Origin of the sequence: Anabaena sp. UHCC 0451 (assembly GCF_034931405.1) — a bacterium.
GTDB lineage: Bacteria > Cyanobacteriota > Cyanobacteriia > Cyanobacteriales > Nostocaceae > RDYJ01.
The window spans coordinates 98,123-104,184 of sequence record NZ_JAYGHA010000010.1 but is presented as its reverse complement, the minus strand read 5'-3'; the positions used below and the strand labels follow the sequence as shown (position 1 = coordinate 104,184).

The 6,062-nt window shown below is 40.8% G+C and carries 7 protein-coding genes; 3 read left to right on the top strand and 4 right to left on the bottom strand.

Annotated features, from left to right (window positions below; genetic code table 11):
• Window positions 1-32: 32 nt before the first annotated feature.
• Window positions 33-464, bottom strand: a complete 432-nt coding sequence (locus VB694_RS09105; RefSeq protein ID WP_323359990.1) for a hypothetical protein — start codon at window positions 462-464, stop codon at window positions 33-35.
• A 101-nt stretch (window positions 465-565) separates the two neighbouring features.
• On the opposite strand from VB694_RS09105, the gene pyrE reads away from it, so the two are divergent.
• Window positions 566-1,180, top strand: coding sequence for an orotate phosphoribosyltransferase (gene pyrE / locus VB694_RS09100; RefSeq protein ID WP_323359989.1), 615 nt, complete (start codon window positions 566-568; stop codon window positions 1,178-1,180).
• Window positions 1,181-1,495: 315 nt separating this feature from the next.
• Window positions 1,496-2,212, top strand: coding sequence for a pirin family protein (locus VB694_RS09095; protein ID WP_323359988.1), 717 nt, complete (start codon window positions 1,496-1,498; stop codon window positions 2,210-2,212).
• 72 nt (window positions 2,213-2,284) lie between these two features.
• Here VB694_RS09095 and VB694_RS09090 read toward each other — a convergent pair whose 3' ends face one another.
• The 3 genes from VB694_RS09090 to petB form a co-directional block, all read right to left on the bottom strand.
• Window positions 2,285-2,728, bottom strand: a complete 444-nt coding sequence (locus tag VB694_RS09090; RefSeq protein WP_323360047.1) for an anti-sigma regulatory factor — start codon at window positions 2,726-2,728, stop codon at window positions 2,285-2,287.
• A gap of 513 nt (window positions 2,729-3,241) precedes the next feature.
• The gene (gene petD, locus VB694_RS09085) at window positions 3,242-3,724 is read right to left on the bottom strand and encodes a cytochrome b6-f complex subunit IV (protein ID WP_323359987.1); all 483 of its coding nucleotides are present in this window, start codon (window positions 3,722-3,724) and stop codon (window positions 3,242-3,244) included.
• 83 nt (window positions 3,725-3,807) lie between these two features.
• Window positions 3,808-4,455, bottom strand: coding sequence for a cytochrome b6 (gene petB / locus VB694_RS09080; protein WP_323359986.1), 648 nt, complete (start codon window positions 4,453-4,455; stop codon window positions 3,808-3,810).
• Window positions 4,456-4,803: 348 nt separating this feature from the next.
• Here petB and ctpA point away from each other — a divergent pair, with 348 nt between their 5' ends.
• Entirely contained in the window at window positions 4,804-6,045 is a 1,242-nt protein-coding gene (ctpA, locus tag VB694_RS09075; RefSeq protein WP_323359985.1) for a carboxyl-terminal processing protease CtpA, read from the top strand.
• Window positions 6,046-6,062 lie beyond the last annotated feature (17 nt).

The window sequence follows — 6,062 nt, the reverse complement described above, 5'->3', positions numbered from 1 at the left end:
CCGAATGCTTCGCCCCTGCGACTCCTATATATTTAACGAGAGGTTAAACTCTCAAAACGATATTCAGTACCAACCTTGAGTTTATTAGCATTGTACTGAGGTGACATTAACAGCGAAGAGTTGTAAGGATTTGGTAAATCAGGCGTGCGTAGATAAGGATCATTCTGTGATTGTTGCACAAGAATATCTCGATAAAGAGTGTTCACCAACTCAGCATCTTTGGCAATTTCATTATCCGCGAAAGTTGTTCCGAACTTACCCCCAGGACCAAGTAAAGAATCTACCTGACGCTGAAAACTGCCATTGTCATAAAAATTACGATCATGGCGAAAATAAGCTCTCTCGACAGTATTGGTTACTGTTTCATAATTTTCTGGTTCCATCTGAGCAACTGCAACTACAGGAAATGCAGTAGCAGCAAATATTACTAATAATCCACTTAGTCCTGGCAAATTTATACTCATGTTTACAACTCCTCTAATTTTGGGCGAATCTTAATTTATGCTTAATTTCAGAACTCTTATGAGTTCAACCTTTGGTGTAACACAACTTTTAAAGGTTTGTAATGTCGTATTCTACTGAAACATCTCAGAAACCAGATATTTGGGCAACTACTACTAATTTAACTACCTTGCGTCAGCATTTACTAGATTTATTTTGCCAACTTGCTTATCAAGAAGGTGATTTTGTTCTCTCTTCTGGACAACGTAGTTCTTACTATATTAATGGTAAACAGGTAACACTTCACCCCCAAGGAGCTTTGGCTATAGGCAGGTTGATATTACATATCTTACCAGTCAATACACAGGCAGTAGCCGGTTTAACTCTGGGTGCTGATCCCATCGTTTCCGCCGTCAGTGTGGTTTCAGTTTATGAAAATCGACCCTTACCTGCATTGATTATTCGCAAAGAAGCTAAAGGTCATGGGACAATGGCTTATATTGAAGGACCAACCTTGCCAGCAGGTGCAAAAGTAGTAGTCCTGGAAGATGTGGTGACAACTGGACAATCTGCACTCAAAGCCGTTGAGCGTTTGCAAGCAGCAGGTTATACCGTCGATAGGGTAATTTCTCTAATAGACCGACTTCAAGGTGGCGCAGAATTATATAAGTCGGCTGGCTTGCATTTTGATACACTGTTTTCTATTCGAGATTTACAAGCACGTTATCAGCAAATATAGGGGACTGGTGACTGGTGACTGGTGACTGGTGACTGGTGACTGGGTAATCAATTTTATTTTTCCCAATTACCCATTACCAATTACCCATTACCCATTACCCATTACCCATTACCCATTACCCATTACCCATTACCAGTGATAGTATCTTTTTGGTAAGTAAGCAACTTTTTAGTGCGTACTTTTCATTTTACATGGAAGTATTTTAATATAAGTATGAGTTGTACAGGATTGGTAAAAAATCAATTTTTTCTAGGTTTATATTGCCTTTCTTTGAATTCTGACTCCTGACTCCTATTGTAATAATGAGGATAAATTATGTCTCAAAATACGATGAACTATATCATTCATAAAAGCAATTCACGGGGTCATAGTCAAATTGACTGGCTTGATAGTTATCATACATTTTCCTTCAGTCATTTTTACGATCCTAACCGGATGGGATTTCGTTCGCTGCGAGTGATTAATGATGATCGGATTGCGCCTGGGGCTGGTTTCCCTACCCACGGACATAGAGATATGGAAATACTCACTTATGTTTTATCAGGTGCAGTGGAACATAAAGATAGTTTGGGTACAGGTTCAGTAATTCGTCCAGGTGATGCACAAATTATGAGTGCTGGTACTGGCATTATGCACAGTGAATTTAATCACTCACAAACAGAAGAATTACATCTACTGCAAATATGGATTTTGCCGGATCGACAAGGATTAACACCAAGGTATGACCAGAAAAATTTTCCTGTGGCAGAAAAAAAGGGAAAATTACGCTTAATTGCTGCTAAAGATGGACGTGATGGCGCTGTAACTATCCATCAAGATATTGACTTATACACCTCTATTTTAGAGCAGGGCGATATTATAAATTATCAAGTCCAGCCTCATCGTTATGCTTGGTTACAAATAGCTAAAGGTGAAGTCAATTTAAACGGACAAGAACTTAAAGCAGGTGACGGAGTGCAAATTACTGGAGCAGAGCAACTGGAAATTAGTACCAACCTCAGTGCAGAAATTCTGCTTTTCGACTTGGCTTAAACATCCTTCTTAAATAAAAACTCATCCCAGCGCCGAAGATTTAGGAACGGACTGGGAATTTTTTTGCTCAACCTAATGTTGTCCTTCTAAAAGATATTTAACAATCAACAGACAATTTCTGTTATCAGAATCACGTTCATAAACAACACTATCCGCCACGCGTCGAATCAGAAACCATCCATACCCATGATCTTGCAGAGTACCTGGTTTTGGCTCAGGTATCTGATCAGGATTAAAAGGTTTACCGTAATCCCAAATTCTGATCTCCAGTCGGTCAATCCACAGACTTAATTTAATTTCTATATTTGTTTCTGGCGGTAAAGCCCGATGAGCATGACGAACTGCGTTAGTAAAGCCTTCTGCTAATGCTAAATTGAGGCGATAGAGTTGGCTTTCTGACCAGCCTCCTTGAGCTAAATATTGCAGAGAAAAGTTTTCAAACCATTGTTGTACCTGGTTTTGGAGCTTAAGATCGCTCTTCACCGTCAGATGGTCTTGCTGCACTGTAGTAAGCATTGACCGTGACTTGAATATTAAGTAAGTAAGAAATGTAACTGCTTCTGGTTTTGCGGTGGTTTGAGATTTTGGAATAGATTTCATTTTACACCCAAAACTGGAAATCTTATAGGACTTACGCAAGTGTTACACCAAAAATCTGTTGTAGGGTGCGTCAGATATCAACAATCTGTTTATTTGCAGGATTTATGCAGTCTGACGCACCCTATCAATATGCCAGTTGCGTAAGTCCTGTCTTAGATAAAAACCAGATTACGAAAATTGACACCTGTTAGTTTTCAAAAGTGCATTAACTATTAGTGTGAGCAGCTAATGGGCTGTATCATGCTTGCGGCCAATCCTTAGAGACTCATAACTTCAGTATATGCTCTTGAAACTCACAGGTGTCACAACATTTCCGGGAAAGTGACGTAAGGATACAAAAAAGCTAACTAATGCTAACAAAAGTGGGCTTTTTCTTCCTGCTTCAGCCTAGAAGCTTCTACTTGTTAGTTAAAACTAGCAGAAACTAATTTAGAACAGTCCCAAAGTCAGAGATTTGTCTAAAGGTAATGCAGCACCAATACCTAACCAAATGGTGACAAAAGTACCAAACAAAAATACTGTTGTCGCTACTGGACGACGGAAGGGGTTTTGGAACTTGTTAACGTTCTCAATGAAGGGAACAAGAATTAATCCCAAGGGTACGGAAGCCATTGCCAATACTCCTAACAGTTTGTTAGGTAGTGAACGGAGAATCTGGAACACTGGGAATAGATACCATTCTGGCAAGATTTCCAGGGGAGTAGCGAAAGGATTAGCTGGTTCACCAACCATTGCCGGATCTAACACTGCTAGAGCCACAATACAAGCAAAGGAACCCATAATGACGATGGGAAACACATACAGCAAATCATTAGGCCAAGCGGGTTCGCCATAGTAGTTATGACCCATGCCTTTGGCAAGTTTGGCTCTTAAGTTAGGATCGCTCAGATCCGGTTTTTTCTGCGTTGACATTTTTAAATGTGGTCTCCTGCTTAAATGAAGTTAAAGCATTAGTGAAGGCTATCAGCTTTTAATTATTCACTGATAACTTGAGATTACAAAGGTCCAGAAATACCTTGCTTACGGATCATCAAGAAGTGGAATAGCATGAATACCGCAATTAACCAAGGTAGTACGAATGTGTGGGCGCTATAGTAGCGAGTTAATGTCGCTTGACCAACACTAGAACCACCACGTAGTAAGTCAGAAATGAGAACGCCAACTACGGGGATTGCTTCTGGTACACCACTCACAATTTTCACAGCCCAGTAACCAACTTGGTCCCAAGGTAGGGAGTAGCCAGTCACACCAAAGGAAACTGTGATCACAGCGAGGATTACACCACTTACCCAGGTCAGTTCGCGGGGTTTTTTGAAACCACCGGTCAGATAAACCCGGAAGACGTGGAGAATCATCATCAACACCATCATGCTGGCAGACCAGCGGTGAATGGAGCGAATTAGCCAACCGAAGTTGACTTCATTCATGATGTACTCTACTGAAGAAAAGGCTTCTGTAACTGTAGGCTTGTAGTAGAACGTCATCGCAAATCCAGTAGCAAACTGGATTAGGAAGCAAACTAGGGTAATTCCACCCAAGCAGTAAAAAATGTTAACGTGTGGAGGTACATACTTACTGGTTACATCTTCAGCGATCGCTTCCAGTTCCAAGCGTTCCTCAAACCAGTCATAGACATTGGCCATACAATCTTAAGTTCCTACAAATAGGTTGTGGTTGATAAATCTCCCAATACACATTTTGGGATTTTCACAAAGAGTAGCTTTGTTGCAGAATCGTTAAGATTTTTAGAAACTTAACATTCTGTAAATATGGAATATATTGCGATCTCTTTGCAAGCCAAAGCTGTAAATGTTGGTTCCAAAGTAGATTTTATCGTTTTTGAGGTGGGAAATGCACAGCAGCGTTGATGACAACTTGATGAGAGCAATGCACCTCTTCTATAAAAAAAGTAACATAGTCGAGAGATAGATTTCATCAAAAACGTCGCAACTGGACATTTATAAGTAATTTGGGTGGAGATGGAATAGAAAATGGGGTTCATGAAAAAACAGGTTTTTCGGCACGGATTTTCGTTACTTTTGGCTTTTTGCTTGGTTTTTGGCTCACTCGTCTCACCAGCAATAGCTTTGACCCAAGAGCAAAAGCTAGTTTCTGAGGTTTGGCGAATTGTTAATCGCTCTTATCTGGATGCAACATTTAATGATCAAAACTGGGCGGATGTGCGGCAAAAAACTCTCAAAAACCCCCTGCCAAATGACCAAGCAGCATACACGGCAATTCAGAAGATGCTCAAAAGCCTTGATGACCCTTTTACCAGGTTTCTAGACCCAGAGCAGTACCGCAGTTTGCGAGTTAATACTTCTGGAGAACTGACAGGTGTGGGTTTACAAATTGCCCTCAATCCCCAGACGGGGATATTGGAGGTAATTACACCTATAGAGGGTTCACCAGCTGAAAAGGCAGGTTTAAAACCGCGCGATCGCATTCTCAAAATTGAAGGATTATCCACAGAAAATCTCTCTTTGGATGAGGCTGCGGCGCAGATGCGCGGACCAATAGGTAGTGTAGTCTCTTTGTTGATTGGCAGAGAGGGTGAAGCAGACAAGGAAATTATCTTAGTGCGCGATCGCATTGAACTTAATCCGGTCATAGCTAACTTGCGTTTATCCCCCCAAGGAAAACCCATTGGCTATTTACGCCTAACTCAATTTAACGCTAATGCTGCCATGGAGTTGGCCACCGCTATTAATACTTTAGAAAAAAAAGGTGCGGCTGCCTATATTCTCGATTTGCGAAATAATCCAGGGGGTTTATTACAAGCAGGAATTGAGGTTGCTCGTCAGTGGTTAGATTCAGGCACAATCGTTTACACTGTCAATCGCCAAGGTATTCAGGGGAATTTTGCAGCCTCTGGTCAGGCTCTCACACAAGATCCTTTGGTGATTTTGGTGAATCAAGGAACTGCTAGTGCTAGTGAAATTCTTGCTGGTGCATTGCAAGATAATACTCGCGCTCAGTTAGTAGGTGAAACTACTTTTGGTAAAGGATTAATTCAATCTTTATTTGAATTATCCGATGGTTCGGGTTTAGCAGTGACAATTGCTAAATATGAAACTCCCAACCACCGAGACATTAATAAACTAGGTATTAAGCCAGACATAGTAATTACTCAATCACCAATTAGTCGGGAGCAAATTGGTACAGATGCAGACAGTCAATATAAAGCTGCTATAGAACTATTGAGCAAAGATTTGGTAGTAGCAGGTTCGTAGTGATGGGGAGCAGAGAT

What these genes read in the sequence shown, in the direction of transcription:
- VB694_RS09105 (WP_323359990.1), bottom strand. Translation starts at nt 464, where the DNA reads ATGAGTATAAATTTGCCAGGACTAAGTGGATTATTAGTAATATTTGCT.
- pyrE (WP_323359989.1), top strand. Translation starts at nt 566, where the DNA reads ATGTCGTATTCTACTGAAACATCTCAGAAACCAGATATTTGGGCAACT.
- VB694_RS09095 (WP_323359988.1), top strand. Translation starts at nt 1,496, where the DNA reads ATGTCTCAAAATACGATGAACTATATCATTCATAAAAGCAATTCACGG.
- VB694_RS09090 (WP_323360047.1), bottom strand. Translation starts at nt 2,728, where the DNA reads ATGCTTACTACAGTGCAGCAAGACCATCTGACGGTGAAGAGCGATCTT.
- petD (WP_323359987.1), bottom strand. Translation starts at nt 3,724, where the DNA reads ATGTCAACGCAGAAAAAACCGGATCTGAGCGATCCTAACTTAAGAGCC.
- petB (WP_323359986.1), bottom strand. Translation starts at nt 4,455, where the DNA reads ATGGCCAATGTCTATGACTGGTTTGAGGAACGCTTGGAACTGGAAGCG.
- ctpA (WP_323359985.1), top strand. Translation starts at nt 4,804, where the DNA reads ATGGGGTTCATGAAAAAACAGGTTTTTCGGCACGGATTTTCGTTACTT.